17 protein-coding genes are annotated in these 16,889 nt (G+C 69.4%); 12 read left to right on the top strand and 5 right to left on the bottom strand.

What is annotated here, in order from left to right:
* The first annotated feature begins 71 nt into the window (after nt 1–71).
* From ACPW96_RS11200 to ACPW96_RS11190, 3 genes are all read left to right on the top strand, one after another.
* Nucleotides 72–1,031, top strand: coding sequence for a proteasome assembly chaperone family protein (locus tag ACPW96_RS11200; RefSeq protein WP_425818421.1), 960 nt, complete (start codon nt 72–74; stop codon nt 1,029–1,031).
* A 204-nt stretch (nt 1,032–1,235) separates the two neighbouring features.
* Nucleotides 1,236–2,639, top strand: a complete 1,404-nt coding sequence (locus ACPW96_RS11195) for an RNA polymerase sigma factor (RefSeq protein WP_425883176.1) — start codon at nt 1,236–1,238, stop codon at nt 2,637–2,639.
* Nucleotides 2,640–2,674: 35 nt separating this feature from the next.
* Entirely contained in the window at nt 2,675–3,388 is a 714-nt protein-coding gene (locus tag ACPW96_RS11190) for a coenzyme F420-0:L-glutamate ligase (RefSeq protein WP_425883174.1), read from the top strand.
* Between the two features lie 10 nt (nt 3,389–3,398).
* Here ACPW96_RS11190 and ACPW96_RS11185 read toward each other — a convergent pair whose 3' ends face one another.
* On the bottom strand, nt 3,399–4,421 hold the full coding sequence (locus ACPW96_RS11185; RefSeq protein ID WP_425883172.1) for a sugar-transfer associated ATP-grasp domain-containing protein: 1,023 nt from the start codon (nt 4,419–4,421) through the stop codon (nt 3,399–3,401).
* 45 nt (nt 4,422–4,466) lie between these two features.
* On the opposite strand from ACPW96_RS11185, the gene ACPW96_RS11180 reads away from it, so the two are divergent.
* Entirely contained in the window at nt 4,467–5,189 is a 723-nt protein-coding gene (locus tag ACPW96_RS11180) for an alanine racemase C-terminal domain-containing protein (protein WP_425883170.1), read from the top strand.
* Nucleotides 5,186–6,250 carry an alanine racemase gene (locus ACPW96_RS11175; RefSeq protein WP_425883168.1) on the top strand — a complete coding sequence of 355 codons (1,065 nt, stop codon included), beginning with the start codon at nt 5,186–5,188 and terminating at the stop codon, nt 6,248–6,250. Before ACPW96_RS11180 ends, ACPW96_RS11175 begins: the two co-directional genes overlap by 4 nt.
* 1 nt (nt 6,251) lies before the next feature.
* Here ACPW96_RS11175 and ACPW96_RS11170 read toward each other — a convergent pair whose 3' ends face one another.
* The gene (locus ACPW96_RS11170) at nt 6,252–6,479 is read right to left on the bottom strand and encodes a DUF7455 domain-containing protein (RefSeq protein ID WP_425818409.1); all 228 of its coding nucleotides are present in this window, start codon (nt 6,477–6,479) and stop codon (nt 6,252–6,254) included.
* Between the two features lie 172 nt (nt 6,480–6,651).
* On the opposite strand from ACPW96_RS11170, the gene ACPW96_RS11165 reads away from it, so the two are divergent.
* The gene (locus tag ACPW96_RS11165; protein ID WP_425883166.1) at nt 6,652–8,766 is read left to right on the top strand and encodes a DNA gyrase/topoisomerase IV subunit B; all 2,115 of its coding nucleotides are present in this window, start codon (nt 6,652–6,654) and stop codon (nt 8,764–8,766) included.
* Between the two features lie 11 nt (nt 8,767–8,777).
* Nucleotides 8,778–9,203 (top strand): HNH endonuclease, encoded by a 426-nt coding sequence (locus tag ACPW96_RS11160; RefSeq protein ID WP_425818407.1) that lies wholly within the window; start codon nt 8,778–8,780, stop codon nt 9,201–9,203.
* On the opposite strand, the gene ACPW96_RS11155 is transcribed toward ACPW96_RS11160, so the two are convergent.
* On the bottom strand, nt 9,155–11,602 hold the full coding sequence (locus ACPW96_RS11155; RefSeq protein WP_425883164.1) for a DNA gyrase/topoisomerase IV subunit A: 2,448 nt from the start codon (nt 11,600–11,602) through the stop codon (nt 9,155–9,157). The genes ACPW96_RS11160 and ACPW96_RS11155 overlap by 49 nt on opposite strands.
* A 95-nt stretch (nt 11,603–11,697) precedes the next feature.
* Between ACPW96_RS11155 and ACPW96_RS11150 the strand changes: the two genes are divergently transcribed.
* Nucleotides 11,698–12,822 carry an alkaline phosphatase family protein gene (locus ACPW96_RS11150; RefSeq protein WP_425883163.1) on the top strand — a complete coding sequence of 375 codons (1,125 nt, stop codon included), beginning with the start codon at nt 11,698–11,700 and terminating at the stop codon, nt 12,820–12,822.
* A gap of 39 nt (nt 12,823–12,861) precedes the next feature.
* On the opposite strand, the gene sepH is transcribed toward ACPW96_RS11150, so the two are convergent.
* Nucleotides 12,862–13,923: a septation protein SepH gene (gene sepH / locus ACPW96_RS11145; protein ID WP_425883161.1), complete on the bottom strand. Its 1,062-nt coding sequence runs from the start codon at nt 13,921–13,923 to the stop codon at nt 12,862–12,864.
* Nucleotides 13,924–14,127: 204 nt separating this feature from the next.
* Between sepH and ACPW96_RS11140 the strand changes: the two genes are divergently transcribed.
* Nucleotides 14,128–14,421 (top strand): DUF4193 domain-containing protein, encoded by a 294-nt coding sequence (locus ACPW96_RS11140; protein ID WP_425818399.1) that lies wholly within the window; start codon nt 14,128–14,130, stop codon nt 14,419–14,421.
* 22 nt (nt 14,422–14,443) lie between these two features.
* Here the strand turns inward: ACPW96_RS11140 and ACPW96_RS11135 are convergent, their stop codons facing one another.
* Nucleotides 14,444–14,968 (bottom strand): DUF3093 domain-containing protein, encoded by a 525-nt coding sequence (locus ACPW96_RS11135; RefSeq protein ID WP_425818397.1) that lies wholly within the window; start codon nt 14,966–14,968, stop codon nt 14,444–14,446.
* Nucleotides 14,969–14,980: 12 nt separating this feature from the next.
* Here ACPW96_RS11135 and dut point away from each other — a divergent pair, with 12 nt between their 5' ends.
* From dut to ACPW96_RS11120, 3 genes are read left to right on the top strand one after another with little or no spacing between them, the layout of a single operon-like run.
* Nucleotides 14,981–15,436, top strand: coding sequence for a dUTP diphosphatase (gene dut / locus ACPW96_RS11130; RefSeq protein WP_425883159.1), 456 nt, complete (start codon nt 14,981–14,983; stop codon nt 15,434–15,436).
* A complete protein-coding gene (locus ACPW96_RS11125) occupies nt 15,433–16,032 on the top strand; it encodes a DUF3710 domain-containing protein (RefSeq protein WP_425818393.1) in 600 nt (199 codons plus the stop codon). Before dut ends, ACPW96_RS11125 begins: the two co-directional genes overlap by 4 nt.
* The gene (locus ACPW96_RS11120) at nt 16,029–16,790 is read left to right on the top strand and encodes a DUF3159 domain-containing protein (protein ID WP_425883157.1); all 762 of its coding nucleotides are present in this window, start codon (nt 16,029–16,031) and stop codon (nt 16,788–16,790) included. The genes ACPW96_RS11125 and ACPW96_RS11120 overlap by 4 nt, the downstream gene beginning before the upstream one ends.
* Nucleotides 16,791–16,889 lie beyond the last annotated feature (99 nt).

Genomic DNA, 16,889 nt, shown 5'->3' with positions numbered 1-16,889 from the left:
GTTTCACCGTGTTCGCTGAAAGCGGGAGCACCGCGACGCCCTGCCGGCCGACCGACTCGTACCATGGAGGCATGCCCCCAATCGGAGACCTCTACGAGCGTGTTGCGAACGGCCCGGCCGTTCCGCCGGGGCTTCCCCTCGTCATCCTGCTGACGGGCTTCACGGATGCCGGCAGCGCGGTCGCCGGGCTCATCGACTACACGCGCGACGAACTGGATGCCGAGCCCATCGTCGTGTTCTCCAACGATGCGCTCCTCGACTACCGGGCGCGCCGTCCGATCGTCGCCTTCGAAGAGGATCACCTCACCGACTACCAGCCGCCGCGGCTCGAACTCTCCTTGGTGCGCGACGCGCTCGGCCAGCCGTTCCTGCTGCTCGCCGGCTACGAGCCGGACTTCGCGTGGGATGCGTTCGCCGACACCGTGCTGCGCTTCTCGACCGTGCTCGACGTGGCGACCGTGACGTGGGTGCACGCGATCTCGATGCCCGTGCCGCACACCCGTCCGATCGGCACCACGGTGAGCGGAACACGTGAGGAGCTGACGGCGGCGCACTCGGTGTGGCGTCCCCACACGCAGGTCCCCGCCACGGCCGGGCACCTGCTCGAGTATCGCTTCGCCGAGTCGGGCGCCCGCATCGCCGGCTTCGTCCTCCTCATTCCCCATTACCTGGCCGACACGGAGTTTCCCGGGGCCACCATCGCCGCGATGGACCGCGTGATGACCGCGACCGGCCTCGTCTTCACCGCCGACGACCTGCGGGAGGAGAACCGCGAGTACGTCACGAAGGTCGACGAGCAGGTCGAGGGCAACGAGGAACTGAGTCGCATGGTGCGCGGGCTCGAGGAGCGCTACGACGCCTACATGGCCGGGATGACGGGCGGAGTGGTGACCCCGCCGCTCCTGGATGACGGCGACCTGCCCAGCGCCGATGAACTCGCCGCCGAGCTCGAGCGGTACCTCGCCACGCGGCCGTCGCCGGACGATGACAAGCGCGGCGGGGGAGCACACCCGTCGCCGATGTCGGAATAGCGCGGCGCTTCCGGGCGTTTTCTCGGGTACGCGCGTGTCCCGCGCGTCACCACCATTGCGGTACGTATGTACAATGGTGTATCTGACCCGTTGTCAACGGGCTCGTCACTTCGGTCGATCGGGCTCCGCACTTGACAAGGGTCTTACTAGTGTCCGAAAACGACCGGCGGCGCGTGAAGTCCGCGAGCCGGTGAAAGGCGAAACGTGACTACTGTTACGAAGACCACGCGGACCTCCGCAGAGAAGGACACCGAGGCCGACGCCGGCGTCGAGGTTCCGGCGAAGAAGACCACGGCCGCGAAGGCCCCCGCGAAGAAGGCTGCTGCCAAGGCACCCGCCAAGTCGACGGCCGCGAAGGCCGCCGCGAGCAAGGCCAAGCCCAAGGATGACGACGCCGACGCCGCCGTCGAGCTCGATGACGACGTCGAGGTGGAGGTGGAGCTCGACGATGTCGATCTCGACGTCGAGGTCGAGGTGGACGACGAGGAGACTCCGGCGCCCGCCGCCGCGAAGCCCGGTCGCAAGGCGGCCGCTGTCGCCGAGCCCGAGGCCGAGACCGAAGCGGTCGAGGAGGACGACGAGGACGAGGAGTCCACGAAGCCCGCCTTCACCGAGCCCCTCCCCACCGGCGCGATCGTCATCTCGTCTTCCGACGAGGACGATGTGCCGGTCTACTCCTCGATGATCACCGGCGCCACTGCCGACCCCGTCAAGGACTACCTCAAGCAGATCGGCAAGGTTCCGCTGCTCAATGCGGCCGAAGAGGTCGAGCTCGCGATGCGGATCGAGGCGGGTCTGTTCGCCGAAGAGAAGCTCTCGCACATGACGCCGGCCGAGAAGTCCAGCCAGCTGGGCCTCGACCTGCAGTGGGTGGCCCGCGATGGTCAGCGCGCGAAGTCGCACCTGCTCGGTGCCAACCTGCGCCTCGTGGTCTCGCTCGCCAAGCGCTACACCGGCCGCGGCATGCAGTTCCTGGATCTGATCCAGGAGGGCAACCTCGGTCTCATCCGCGCCGTGGAGAAGTTCGACTACACCAAGGGTTTCAAGTTCTCGACCTACGCGACGTGGTGGATCCGTCAGGCGATCACGCGCGCCATGGCCGACCAGGCGCGCACGATCCGCATCCCGGTCCACATGGTCGAGGTCATCAACAAGCTCGCGCGCGTCCAGCGTCAGATGCTGCAGGACCTGGGGCGCGAACCCACGCCCGAGGAGCTCAGCCGCGAGCTCGACATGACCCCCGAGAAGGTCATCGAGGTCCAGAAGTACGGCCGCGAGCCCATCTCGCTGCACACCCCGCTCGGCGAGGACGGCGACAGCGAGTTCGGAGACCTCATCGAGGACACCGAGGCGGTCGTGCCTGCGGATGCCGTCGGCTTCACGATGCTGCAGCGCCAGCTCGAGTCGCTCCTGGACTCGCTGTCGGAGCGGGAGGCTGGTGTCATCCGCATGCGCTTCGGCCTGGGCGATGGCCAGCCCAAGACGCTCGACCAGATCGGCGACACGTTCGGGGTGACGCGCGAGCGCATCCGTCAGATCGAGTCGAAGACGATGGCGAAGCTGCGCCACCCGAGCCGCTCGCAGTCGCTGCGCGACTACCTCGAGTGAGTTGAGGCTTGAGTGAGCATGAGGCTCCGGCGAGCATGAGCTCGGAAGGACAGCCTCCCGCGGCCAACGAAGGAAAACAGCTCGAGGTGCAGGTGGACGGCGCGCGCTACGCGCGCATCCCCCTGCGCACCCGCGTCGTGATGCCCGGTGATGACCTCGATGAGATCGTCACCCAGTACGGGGCGGCGGCGGTGCGGCCGGGCGATACCTTCTTCGTGACCGAGAAGATCGTGGCGATCACCCAGGGCCGCTCCTACCTGCTCGATGAGATCCGCCCGCGCAAGCTGGCGCTCTTCCTCTCCAAGTACGTGACGCGCACGCCCTACGGCATCGGCCTCGGGATGCCCGAGACCATGGAGATGGCGCTTCGCGAGTGCGGTGCCCCGCGCATCCTCTTCGCAGCCGCCGTGTCTGCCGTGACCAAGTTCTTCGGCCGCAAGGGCGATTTCTACCGCATCGCGGGGGACAAGGCCCGGGCGATCGACGGCCCGACGAGCGGCACGATTCCGCCGTACAACCAGGCCGTCGTGCTCGGTCCGGACAAGCCCCGTGAGGTCGCCGCGCACCTGAAGACCCTCCTCGGCGGCACCGCCGAGGTAGCCGTCGTCGACATCAACGACCTCGGCGGCAACATCCTCGGGTCGACGCTCGACAAGGCGGGGGAGAAGCGCCTCGTCGCCATCCTCGGCGACAACCCGCTCGGTCAGGGACACCAGTCCACGCCGCTCGGGATCGTCCGCGCGATCTGAGCGCGCTTCGTCAGAAGCCGATGGCCTCGCGGTAGCGGGGCTTGTGGCCGGTGCGGATGCCGGTCACGCTCGGCTTGTTCTCATACACTCCGGCGCCCCAGTTGCCCTCGACCAGCACCGGTCCCGTCGGGCTGACGACGACATCCCACCCCACGTACTGCACCTGTGGCACGACGCGCGCCACCTGATCGATGAAGACACGGACCTCGTCCATCATCGGCAGCTGGAAGTCCGCGATGACGAAGCCCGAGTCGGGGTGCTTCTCGTGCACGTGCCCGTGGGAGTCGTAACCGGGACCGACCGCGTGTCCGTCGTCGTCGAGCATCGTGTAGAAGCCGCCGAACGACATCTGGTCCGACACCTCGCCTCGCCCGAACTTCTGCGCGATGGCCAGGACGTGGGTCCTGTCCCCGTCGAAGAAGGCGGTGATGCGCGTCGTGTTGACGGTGCCGGGACAGACGGCGGCCAGGTCTGCGTGCTGCTGGATGACCTCTTCGACGAGCAGGCGCCCCTGGGCGAGAAGGGTGGCGTGGAACTCGTTCCAGTTCTCGACATCCGCGGCGTGGTAGCGGAAGACGCCCGAGCCCGCCTGGCCCATCGGGGTCTTCACGACCACCGTGCCCCGGCGTTGCAGGAAGTCGCGCAACCGGTCGGCGTTGCCCGGTTCGACGATCATCCATTCCCGCCGCAGGAACGCGTCGAAGACCTTGTCGAACTCGATCTTGTCGTGGAACACGTGCCGATACTCCGGCTGCGCGTAGCGCTGCGAGATCTGGTTCGACACGGGATGCGTCATAAACGTGGAGCGCTCGTCGCGGTTCAGGATCGCGAAGTCGTAGTCGATGTAGTCCTGGAATCCGACGTTGTGGCGCGCGGCCGACCAGAGCATGTCGGCGACGACCACCGGAACGGCCTTGCCGTGCTGTGCGGAGGCCTCCTTGGCCCGCTCGATCACCGAGCCGGCGTCGATGCGTCGCGCCCGCTCGAGAAGGTAGCGCAAGCGGGGGGCGAGGCCGAGGCCTTTCGAGGGCATGGGTGCTCCGGAGTCGGGATCGGGGGACCCGGATAGTCTAGTTGCGTGATCTCCGGCAACCCTGGGCGACCCACGCCCTCGGGCCCGCCCGAGCGGAGTGCGCCGATCGTGCGGCTCTCGCGGTCCGCTCTCGAGCGCAATCTGCGACGCGTGCTGTCCGGCGTGGATGCTGGCGTGATCGACGTGCGAGCGGATGCCTGGGGCCACGGTGCCCGGTTCGTCGCGCGTTCCGCCGTCGAGGCGGGCGCCGCCGCGGTGCTGGCCGATCCGTGGGCCGCCCTCGCGCTGGCCGATGTCGTCGACGGACGCCGAGTGCTCGCCTCGGGGCCGACGCTCGACCCGAACGCCGTCTTCGGTCTCTCTGACACCACGGCTCCCGTGATGAGCGCCCACGGGTGGGTGGTGAGCCTGAAGGCCCTCCGAAAAGGGGAGGGCGTCTCCTACGGCTACACCCACAGAGCTGCCCGCGACACCACCGTCGCCCTGGTCACCGGCGGCTACGCCCAGGGGATCGTCCGCGCGCTGGGCAATGTGGCGAGCGTCGCGATCGCCGGTCGACGGCATCCGATCGTCGGACGTGTGGCCATGGACGTGTGCGTGGTGGATGTCGGCGACTCGGGTGTTGCGCGCGGAGACGAGGTCGCCTTCTTCGGCGACCCGGCGACGGGCGCTCCGGCGATCGGCGAATGGGTGGCGGGCACCGGGATGTCAGCCGGCGAACTGGCTGCCGCCGTCGGGATGCACGCCGCTCGGGAGTACGTCCCGTGAGCTCCGGAGGCGCCAGTGCCCCGCCGGCCGGCCCCCGCCTGAGCGTCGACCTCGACGCGTTCGCCGAGAACATCGCGGCCGTCCGCGCACGGGTCTCGCCCGCCGAGCTGATGCTCGTCGTCAAGGACGACGCCTACGGGCACGGCATCCAGACGATCGTGGCGCGAGCGGTCGCCGAGGGCGTGCGCTGGTTCGGCGCCTTCGATGTGAGCGCCGCGGTGATCACGCGCGCGATCAGCGGTCCCGAGTCCCGCATCTTCTCGTGGCTCACCGTCGGCCGGCGGGAGATCGCGGTCGCGCTCGACGACGACATCGAGCTCGGCGTCGGTGACGCCGGTTTTCTGGACGACGTCGCCGCGGTCGCGGCCGCCCGCGGCGGCGTCGCGCGGGTGCACCTGAAGATCGACACCGGACTGCACCGCAACGGCATCCGCCCGGAGGATTGGCCCGCCGTGCTCGAACAGGCGATGGCCCACGAGCGATCCGGGGTACTCCGGGTCGTCGGGGTATGGAGCCACATCGCGGAGGCGAGCGACGAGGAGGACGACACGTCTCGCGCGCAGTTCGACGCCGCGGTGGCCGCTGCGGAGGCGGCAGGCTTCACGATCGGGGTGCGCCATCTCGCCGCCAGCGCGGCCTCCTTCGCGCGTCCGGAGTTCCGCTACGACGTCGTTCGCGTCGGGGCATTCTGCTACGGCATCCGCTCGGCGGGCGGACCGAGCGAGGAACAGCTCGGCATCCGCCCTGTCGCGCGGCTGACGGCCCCAGTGATTCGGGTCGACGGCGACGATGCCACGATCGCGGTCGGAGCCCTGGACGGACTGCCATCGCTCCTCGCAGGACGGGCCCGCGTCACTACGTCAGAAGGCGCCAGAGCGCTCGCGGAAGTGGGCCCGACCGAGAGCCGCGTCCAGGGGTGGCCGGGCGCCGCGGCCGGCGACGAGGTCGTCGTCTTCGGCGCCGGGGGCTCTTCAGCCACAGATCTGGCCGAGAAGATCGGAACGGTCGGCGAGGAGATCCTGGTGAGGGTCTCGCCGACCGTTCCGAGAGAAGCCGTCTAGGTCAGAGGACCTCGGCGAGACGCGCGGTCTCGTCGTGCCACGAAGTGGCGATGCTGCGGAGCTTGTCCTCGTACTTGCGGCCGTGGTGGGCGCAGAACAGAAGCTCGCTGCCGTTCACTTCGGCGGCGATGTATGCCTGCGCGCCGCAGGAGTCGCAGCGGTCGGCCGCGGTGAGGCGGTGCGACATGACAGCGGCGGCCGGCTCGGCAGGTGTCGATAGCGTGTTCATCGCGGTGCCTCCTTGGTGCGTATCGCGGTCTGGTGCGGGGTCTCTCAATGTAACCACGCGGATGTTTCGGCAAGGCCGCGATCGCCTGGTATTTCGCTGTGCGCGTACGGAGCTTTCGGAGCGCCGAGTGTCGAGCGGAGCCCCGGAGCCGCCGCGGCTAGGCTTGCCGATTGTGACCTCCGAGTACTCCGCGCATCACCTTCAGGTCCTGGAGGGACTCGAGGCGGTCCGCAAGCGCCCCGGAATGTACATCGGGTCGACCGACTCCCGCGGTCTCATGCACTGCGTCTGGGAGATCATCGACAACGCCGTCGACGAGGCGCTCGCCGGGAACGGCGACCGCATCGACATCACGCTGCACGCCGACGGCAGCGTCGAGGTCCACGACACGGGCCGCGGCATTCCGGTCGACATCGAGCCCCGAACGGGACTCTCGGGCGTCGAAGTGGTCTTCACCAAACTGCACGCAGGCGGCAAGTTCGGTGGTGGCTCGTACGCGGCATCCGGCGGTCTTCACGGCGTCGGCGCGTCGGTGGTCAACGCCCTGTCGGAGCGACTCGACGTCGAGGTCGACCGCGGGGGCAAGACCTGGGCGATGTCCTTCCACCGCGGAGAGCCGGGAGTGTTCGCCGACAAGGGCGACAAGTCGCCCGACTCGCCCTTCACCCCGTTCGAGGAGCGCAGCGAGCTGCGCGTCGTCGGCAAGGCGCCCCGGGGCGTCACGGGCACGCGCATCCGCTATTGGGCCGATCGTCAGATCTTCACCAAGGACGCCGCCTTCCAGTTCGAGGAGCTCTCGACCCGCGCGCGCCAGACGGCCTTCCTGGTGCCGGGGCTCGAGATCGTCGTGAAGGACGCACGCCCACAGGCAGGCTCAGGGACCGCTGGAGGCTCGGCGACCGACGAGATCATCGAGACGTCCTTCCGCTTCGACGGAGGCATCTCCGAGTTCGCGGAGTTCCTCGCCGTCGACTCGCCGATCACCGATACGTGGCGACTGACCGGAACCGGAACGTTCACCGAGACCGTGCCGGTGCTGCAGCCGACGGGGGCGATGGTGCCGACCGAGGTCGAGCGCGAGTGCCACGTCGACATCGCGGTGCGCTGGGGGACCGGTTACGAGACCACCACTCGCTCGTTCGTCAACATCATCGCCACCCCCAAGGGCGGCACGCACCAGCAGGGTTTCGAGCAGGAGCTGCTGAAGGTGCTGCGCGATCAGGTGGCGCAGAATGCCCGGCGACTCAAGGTCGGAAGCGACAAATTGGAGAAGGACGACGTGATGGCGGGCCTCACCGCCGTGCTGACGGTGCGCCTGCCCGAGCCGCAGTTCGAGGGCCAGACCAAGGAGATCCTGGGCACCCCGGCCGTCCGCCAGGTCGTCACCCAGGTGGTGCGCAAGGAGCTGGGCGCGCGCTTCTCCTCGCCCAAGCGCGACGACAAGAACCAGACGGCGCTGCTGCTGGACAAGGTGGTCTCCGAGATGAAGGCCCGCATCTCGGCGCGGGCGCACAAGGAGACCCAGCGCCGCAAGAATGCGCTCGAGTCGTCGTCCCTGCCCGTGAAGCTCGCGGATTGCCGCTCGTCCGACGTCGAGCAGTCCGAACTCTTCATCGTGGAGGGCGACTCGGCCCTCGGCACGGCCAAGCTCGCGCGCAACAGCGAGTTCCAGGCGCTGCTGCCCATTCGCGGCAAGATCCTCAACGTGCAGAAGGCATCGGTCAGCGACATGCTGAGCAACGCCGAATGCGCGTCGATCATCCAGGTGATCGGGGCAGGTTCCGGGCGCTCGTTCGACCTCTCGGCCGCTCGCTACGGCAAGGTGATCCTGATGAGCGACGCCGACGTCGACGGAGCGCACATCCGCACCCTGCTGCTCACCCTGTTCTTCCGCTACATGCGCCCGCTCGTCGAGGCAGGACGGGTGTTCGCGGCCGTGCCGCCGCTGCACCGCATCATCGTGATGAACCCCGGCACCAAGCCGAACGAGACGATCTACACCTACAGCGAGCCGGAGCTGCACGCGCTCCTCGCCAAGGTGACCAAGTCGGGCCGACGATGGCACGAACCGGTGCAGCGCTACAAGGGGCTCGGCGAGATGGATGCCGATCAGCTCGCCACGACGACGATGGATCGGAGCGGGCGGATGCTTCGGCGAGTGCGTCTGCAGGACGCCGAGGTCGCCGGCAGCGTGTTCGAGCTGCTGATGGGCAACGAGGTCGCCCCCCGCCGCGACTTCATCGTCGAGTCCTCGCACCGCCTCTCGCGCGAGGCGATCGACGCGTAGGCGGCAGCGGCATGGCTGTCGGTCAGAGCAGGCGCGCACGGGCCGCCCGGCGCCGCAAGCGGCGGATGGATGCGGCGGACAACGACCTGACCGCCGCCGAGTGGGCGACGATCAGAGAAGCGTGGGGCGGCGGCTGCGCATACTGCGGAGCCTCGGACGCCGCGCTGCAGCGCGACTGCGTGCTGGCCCTGTCCCGCGGCGGGCGCTACACGATCGAGAACATCGTCCCCGCCTGCCGCTCGTGCAATGCGAGCAAGGGCAACGACGAGGTGACGCGGTGGCTCCGCCGTAAGAAGCTGGACGAGCGCACCTTCCTGCTCCGCCATCGCGACATCCTGACGCTTCTGCGCCCCGTCCCGGAGGGAAACGCCGAAGCGTCGGCCGCGGGTCAGGCGAGCGTTCGGCCGATGGACCCGATGACAGCGTCGAGGGGCTGACCCGATGCATCCCGCTTGGCAGTCGCCTCGGGCAGCTGCCGGGTGGCTCCGTCCGTGCCCACCGCCCTGGCGGGTGCCGGTCCGACCCAGGCCAGGGTGAGCCGGTCCTCGCCGCGCAGGAACGCGTGCGCTCGCACCCCACCCGTTGCCCGGCCCTTCGCGGGGAACTCCTCGACCTTCGACACCTTCACCCGACCGGGATCGGTCCCAGGAAGCACCCCGTCGGCGCCCGAGATCGTCACCGCCACGACATCCTCGCCCTCGACCGCCCCGAAATGGATGACGCTGGCCTTCGGGGAGAGGTTCATGCCGGCCATGCCGCCCGCCGGCGCGCCCTGGGGGCGGACCGAGGACGCCGGGAAACGCAGGAGCTGGGCGTCGCTCGTCACGAAGACCAGCTCGGCCCCGTCGGGGGCGGGTGCGGCACCGACCACCGCATCGCCGGGTTTGAGGCCGATGATCTCGAGCTCCGGCCGCGGAAGGAGCGTCGAGGGGACGATCCGCTTCACCACGCCTTGAGCCGTGCCGAGCGCGACCGGCGTGTCGTCGTCGAAGCGCACCAGAGCCAGCACGCGCTCGGACTTGTCCGTGATGCCCAGGTAGTCCCTGAGCGGCACCCCGGCGCCCAGCTGCATCGAGGTGGACGGCAGAGAAGGGAGGTCTACGGGGGTGAAGCGCAGGATCCGCCCCGCCGTCGTGATGGCGCCGAGTTCTCCGCGGGTGGTGGATGCCGCGGTTGCGAGGATGGCGTCGTGCTTGCTCCTGCGCGTGGGGGTGGTGAGCGTCTGGCCATCCGGACGGTCCACCCGGACGGCGCGTCCGGTCGTGGAGAGCACGACGACGGTCGGCGCGTCGGCGATCTGCAGATCCGGCGCGGGGGCACCTCGCGTCGGCCGGGGAGCGGCCGGATTCGCGTTCATGAGCATGGTGCGGCGGGGGGTCCCGTGTGCGTCGGCGGCCGCCTCGAGCTCCTTGGCGACCTGCAGATTGATGAGCGCGCTGCTGCCCAGCAGCTCCTGCAGCTGCGCGATCTCGGCCTTCAGCGCATCGCGCTCGGCCTCGAGCTCGATGCGGGAGAACTTCGTCAGGCGACGAAGGCGCAGCTCGAGGATGTACTCCGCCTGCACCTCGCTGAGGTCGAACACGTCCCGGAGGCGCGCCCTGGCCTGCTCGCTGTCATCGGAGGTGCGGATCACCTGGATGACCTCGTCGATGTCGAGGATCGCGATCAGCAGCCCCTCGATCAGGTGCAGACGCTCTTCCCGCCGTGCGAGCCGGAAGCGGCTGCGGCGCGTGATGACCTCGATGCGGTGGTCGAGGTAGACCCGCAGCAGCTCCTTGAGGCCGAGGGTCAGCGGCTGACCGTCGACGAGCGCCACATTGTTGATGTTGAACGAGTCCTCGAGGGGCGTCAGCCGGTAGAGCTGGTCGAGCACCGCCTGCGGGTCGAAGCCGGTCTTGAGGCCGATCACGAGCCGCATGCCGTGGTTGCGGTCGGTCAGGTCGTTGACGTCGGCGATGCCGGTGAGGCGCTTGGCCTGCACGGCATCCTTGAGCTTCTCGATCACCCGCTCGGGACCCACCTGATACGGCAGCTCGGTGATGACGAGCCCCGTGCGGCGGGGGCCGAGCGGCTCGACGGTCACCTTGCCCCGGACCTTGAAGGCCCCGCGGCCCTTGGTGTACGCGTCCTTGACGCCGTCGAGCCCCATCACGATGCCCCCGGAGGGGAAGTCGGGACCGGGCACGAATTCCATCAGATCCTCGACGGTGGCGTCGGGGTTCTCGAGCAGATGGATGGCGGCCGCGACGACCTCGATGAGGTTGTGCGGCGCCATGTTGGTGGCCATGCCGACGGCGATGCCGCTCGCGCCGTTGACCAGGAGGTTCGGATAGGCGGCGGGGAGCACGGCCGGCTGCCGGAACTGGCCGTCGTAGTTGGGGATGAAATCGACGACGTCCTCGTCGAGGTTCTCGGTCAGCGCGAGCGCGGCCGGAGCCAGCCGCGCCTCCGTGTACCGAGCGGCAGCCGGACCGTCATCCAGCGAGCCGAAGTTGCCGTGTCCGTCCACGAGCGGCACACGCAGCGAGAACGGCTGCGCCAGCCGCACGAGCGCGTCGTAGATCGGCGCGTCGCCATGCGGGTGCAGCTTTCCCATGACCTCGCCGACGACGCGAGCACTCTTCACGTGACCGCGGTCGGGGCGGAGGCCCATATCGGCCATCTGGTAGAGGATGCGGCGCTGCACCGGCTTCAGGCCGTCGCGCGCATCGGGCAGCGCACGGGAGTAGATGACCGAGTACGCGTACTCGAGGAAGGAGCCCTGCATCTCCGCGGAGACATCGACGTCTTCGATGCGCTCGGCGATGTCTTCGGCTGGTGGGTTGGTGCGGGGCATGCGTGCCTTCGGTCAAGCGGGTCGACCCTCGCTCTGCGGGAAGGGCCTTGAACGACAGCCAGGGCAAGGCCGCACGCTGTGCGAGACTTGCCCCGATGTCCCTGATGATACCCGCCGGGCCCGCCTCCGCCCGGAGCCTCACCGGTGTGCTGCCGGATGTCGTGGCCGCCCTCACCGGTGGAGAATCGCCGCTTCGCCCCGCGACATCCGCGGTCGTCTTCGTCGTCGACGGACTCGGCGCGCTGCAGCTTCGCGCGCATGCCGGCCATGCGCGGATGCTGGCCCCGAGGATGGGGAAGAAGGACGTCGGGCGCAGCGTCTTCCCATCCACGACAGCCGCCGCACTCACGTCGCTGCTGACCGGCGAGTGGCCCGGTCAACACGGCCTGATGGGATACAGCGTGCTGGACCCCACCAGGGGCGTGCTGATCAACCAGCTCAGCGGCTGGGAGAACGAGGGAATCGACCCCGAGACCTGGCAACGGGTGCCCACCGTCTTCGAGCGGTTCGCGGCTCTGCGCTCGTTCGCCGTCGGACTGCCGGCATACGCAGCCAGCGGGTTCACACGGGCGATCCTCCGCGGCGCCGAGTACGTCGCCGCCGAGTCGCCGGCGGAGCGGGTGAGCGTGGCGCTCGAATTCGCCGGCCGCCATCCCGGCACGCTCGTGTACTGCTACTTCCCGGAGCTCGACAAGGCCGGCCACAAGCACGGCGTCGCATCGGATGAGTGGGTCTCCGCCCTCGAGGGCATCGACGCCGCGCTCGGTGCGGCGAAGATCCCCGACCGTGTCGGCGCCCTGGTGACGGCGGACCACGGGATGATCGACGTGCCCCGTCACCGCCACGTGCTCCTGACCGACGAGGACCCCCGGCTCGAGGGAGTGGCCCACATCGGCGGCGAGCCGCGGCTGCTGCACATCTACCTGGACGAGGGGGAAGACGCCGCCGGGGCGGCCCTGCGGTGGGAGACCGTGTCTGGTGCGACGGCGGATGTCGCGACGCGAAGCGCCGCTGTGGCGGCGGGGATCTTCGGACCCGACGTCGACGACGAGGTGCTGCCGCGCATCGGCGATGTGCTCGTGGCGGCGCGCGGGACGTGGGCCTTCTACGACGACCGGCTGACCGACAAGCGGCCGCAGCTCATGGTCGGCCAGCACGGTTCGACGAGTCCGGAGGAGACCGTCGTCCCGCTTCTAAGGCTGGGAGCGTTCGCGGCCTGACGCCCTCCCCTCGGGCTACTGCTCGTCGGTGCCCTCGGGCTACTGCTCGTCGCTGCGCGCTCCGAAGACGATCTCGTCCCAGGACGGCATCGATGTGCGGCCCTTGCGGCGACCGGATGCCTCGCCACGGGCGGGCTCGGGTTGCCTCGGGCTCGGATCGGTGCGCGAGAAGTCCTCATAGCCCGGCTCCAGCGCGTCGAACAGCGCGACCGGGGAGTGGTCCCGCTCGGGCTCCCGTTCCGCGCCGGGCAGCGGCTCGCGCTGCCCCCGGCGCCGGCGAAGGGCCTCGAGCAGGTCCGCTGTCTCGGAACTCGTGACCGATGTGTCCGGCGCGCGCTTGATCGCGGCGTTCTGCACCGCGACGGCGGCCGGTTCTCCGGCGTCGCCCGTCTCGAGCACAGGGGCGGTTGGCTGTGCCGATCCGGCGGAGTGCTCAGTGTCGGGGACGCGCCGTGGACCGAATGCGCCGCTGTCGAAGCGGGAGTCGTCCTTGAGCGGCGCCTGATCCAGAGCGCGGAGCCGGGGGATCAGGCCTTCGGGCAGCGACCCCTGCCTCGACAGCTGGACGGCGTCGGCGTTCAGGGGAGACAGGGTGCTTCGCCGGGGATCGAACGCCCAGCGGGCGTCGTGATCGATATCGGATGCCGCGAACTCGACCTTGACGATCCAGCCCGTCTGCTCCTTCCAGCTGGTCCATCGCTCGCTCGTGGCTCCGGCCTCGGCCAGCTTCGCGCGGATCGCGGCGCCGAAGGTCGGGAGCGCGTCGTGCTCCAGGTCGCCGCCCATCAGCACGGGGACCGCCAGAGCCTGACCGACGATGTGCTCGCGTTCCGCGAGCACGGGCCCCTCGTACCGCGCGACGTCCTCGACCCGTGCCCCGAGAAGTTCGGCCACCTCGGCGGCCGAGAGGCCGGCTCGGATGTGCGCCTGCACCTCACGGGGACTCGGCCGAGGAGTGCGCGCTTCTGCGTTGCGTTCCTGACGCGCCTTGCGCAGCTCGGCGCGGAGCACGTCATCGATCGACAGCGCGAATCGCTCGCCCGACTCGGTCGCCAAGACGATCGTGTCGTCCTCGGTTCCGATGATTGTGAGCTGTTCCATTGCCTGACGCCTCTCCGAACGGTATGCGTATGCGCCCATGCTCGCACGGCGACGCCCGGGCATCGGGAATACACCGGGCGTGCCGCGAGTTTGGCTCCTCGCACGACAGCATCGCATTTGCGTAATGCCCTCGCTTCATGCAAACTATCGCCGCCTGACACGCGCAGGCCCACAGACAATACGCAACGGAAGAGACATTCAGGCATGGCCACGGATTACGACGCACCCCGCAAGACCGAGGACGACAGCGAGTCGATCGAGGCCCTGAAGGAACGCGTTCCCGACAAGCTGTCCGCGTCGGTGGATGTGGAGGACGCCGACAACCCCTCGGGCTTCGAACTGCCCGGCGCAGATCTCTCCGACCTCGAACTGGATGTCGTCGTCCTGCCGGCGCAGGAGGACGAGTTCACCTGCGTGAACTGCTTCCTCGTCAAGCACCGCTCTCAGCTCGACCACGACGACGCCGCGGGCCCCATCTGCAAGGAGTGCGCCGCGTAGGGACCTCAGCGCAGCAGGCTGCCTAGGATCGGGGCGCCGACTGCGCCCGCACGATCGCCGCCGCAAGGCGATCCGGCGTGCGGCTGGAGATCGACCAGGTCGCGACCGGGTCATCCGGATCGATGTTCGGGACGACCACCAGTCCGTCGATGCCTCCGCGGATGAGATGCCACCCTCGCGGGTCCAGACCCGGTCCCCGTGCGGTGCGCGCCGCCTCTGCGGTCAGCGGCACGGGCTCGCCAAGCAGCGACACGTCGATGTGCGCGCGACCCGCGCGCAGCATCCCGTCGCCCACCGCGATCAGCGGCGACAGCATGATCAGCAGCGTCACAGCCGCCACACCCACGATCGCCCCGATCACCAGGGCGACCGTCGCATCGAAGGGGGCGAAGACGAGCGCCGCCATCGGAGCGACCACGGCCGCGGCCACGAGCGCCCAGAGCGAGGGCGTGAGTCTTTCCCGGTAAGCGGCGAGGGTCGGCCGGGCCGCGTCGAGGCGGCCGCCGGAGCCGTCGTCGGGCGGACTGTCGTGATGAGTGATCTGCATTACCCTCGTTGGGTGACCGAAAGCGTGGACGTCCTCATTATCGCCCCGGAGGTTCCGGCCTACGCACACCCGGGCGATGCCGGCGCGGATCTCGTCTCCAGCGAGTCCGTTCGGCTCGAGCCGGGCCGGCGAGCGCTGGTGGGCACCGGTGTGCGGATCGCGCTGCCGGAGGGCTACGCGGCATTCGTCGTGCCGCGCAGCGGCCTCGCCACCAAGTACGGCATCACGATCGTGAACTCACCCGGCACGGTCGACGCCGGCTACCGGGGCGAGATCAGGGTCACGCTGCTGAACACCGACCCCACGGAGGCGTACGACATCGCACCGGGGGATCGGATCGCCCAGCTGATCGTGCTGCCGGTGCCTCGTGTGCGCTTCATCCCCGTCGACACCCTTCCCGAGAGCGTCCGCGGCGAGGGCGGCTTCGGGTCCACCGGCTATCAGCAGACCACCGGGAGCAACGCATGAGCGACGACACACCTACGGGTGCCCCCCGCAAGGCCGCTCCCGATGACCGCGCGGTCTCGGGGCCTTTCGACGAATCGGAGGCGAACCCCGTCCGTCCGTACATCGACCTCGGCGGCATCAAGATCCTTCCGCGCGAGGGCCTGAATCTTCGCCTCGAGGTCGAGGAGCAGACCAAGCGGATCGTCGCGGTGGGCCTGGACTACGCGGACTCCTCGCTGCAGGTGCAGCCCTTCGCCGCGCCGCGCACCGCCGGCCTGTGGGACGAGACGCGCGACCAGATCCGCGATCAGGTCCGTCAGCAGGGCGGGCGGGTCGAGGAACGTGACGGCCCCCTCGGCCCCGAACTGCTTGCGGAGGTGCCGGTCGCGGCGACGGCCGACGGCGCGCCGGGCAAGCGCCTCGCACGTTTCGTGGGCGTCGACGGCCCTCGCTGGTTCCTCCGGGGCGTGATCGGCGGCGCCGCGACCTCCGACGTCGCGGCGGCCGCGCAGGTCGAGGACCTGTTCCGCTCGATCGTCGTCGTGCGGGGCAACTCGCCGATGCCGCCGCGAGACCTGATTCCGCTCCGGATGCCGTCCACGCCTGGTTCCGCGTGAGCGAGGACCGCGTCCCCGAGCGCAGCGAGTCGTCGGACCTGACGCCGCCACCGCCGGAGCCGTCCGCTTCGGAGCTGCTCGGTGCCGCCCTGGGCGGAGCCGCGCGCAGCGCGGGTCTCGATCCGAATTCGGATGCGTCCACCGGACGAGTGGTGTGGACCGCCATGGGCGGCTGGCGCGGAGTGGTCGAGTCGGTTCTGCCCAGCCTCACCTTCGTCCTCGCCTTCACGCTCACCTACGATCCGGACACCGAGACCGGCAACCTGCCGCTCAGCCTCGGGCTGTCGGTAGGGCTTGCCGTGGTCTTCACCGTCATCCGCCTTGCGACGAAATCTCCTCCCGGACCGGCCATCAGCGGTCTCATCGCCACCGTCGCCGCGGCCGCGCTCGCGCTCTTCACCGGGCGCGCGGAGGACAACTTCATCCCCGGGTTCGTCACCAACGTGCTGTACGGGTCGGCGTTCCTCGTCTCGGCGCTGATCGGCTGGTCGCTCATCGGCCTCGCCGTGGGCTTCCTGATGGGGGAGGGCACGGCCTGGCGCAAGGACAAGCGCAAGCGCCGGGTCTTCTTCTGGCTCGCGATCGCGTGGGCCGCGCTGTTCGCCGCGCGGCTCGCGGTGCAGGTTCCGCTCTACCTCGCCGGGGACGTCACAGCGCTCGGCACGGTCAAGCTGATCATGGGCCTGCCGCTGTTCGCGCCCATGGTGGCGGTCAACTGGCTCGCCGTCCGCGCCCTCTATCCCACGCACAAGGCATGATAGATTTATCTTGATGTCAAGATAAATTCGCCCTCTTCCGGGTCGCCCGCCTGCGGCGCAGACTGGTTAGGCACGCCTTGCTAGCCCAGTTCGCACCCT

It is taken from the genome of Micromonospora sp. DT81.3, from assembly GCF_049847225.1.
In the GTDB taxonomy this organism is placed as follows: Bacteria; Actinomycetota; Actinomycetes; order Actinomycetales; family Microbacteriaceae; genus Microbacterium.
This window is presented reverse-complemented; position numbering and strand designations above follow the sequence as displayed.